Below are 265 nucleotides of genomic sequence, written 5' to 3' on the forward strand. Positions count from 1 at the left end.
CGGACATAAGGATTGCCCGTCTCCGCGAAGCGGCGCGCCTTGCGACTCAGCACCTCATCAATTGGCAACAGCTTTTCGAACATGGCATCGAAATCCTCGCCGCTCATGCAGATGATCCGCTTGCCGCGCCCGAAGGCGTGCAGCCCGTCTTCGCTGAAGCCAATGTAGCTCACAAACAGGCCGCGGGACCAAGCAGCCTTCTCGCCGAGCTTGCCCTCGAAAACGTGGAGATCGGCCGCTGGTGTCGGCTTGGCCTCCCATTTTG

1 pseudogene is annotated in these 265 nt (G+C 60.8%); it reads right to left on the bottom strand.

What is annotated here, in order from left to right:
• Window positions 1-265: pseudogene (locus NLU14_RS22065) on the bottom strand (restriction endonuclease); the annotation flags it as partial.

The organism is Marinobacter iranensis (assembly GCF_029207565.1).
Classification (GTDB): Bacteria; Pseudomonadota; Gammaproteobacteria; order Pseudomonadales; family Oleiphilaceae; genus Marinobacter; species Marinobacter iranensis.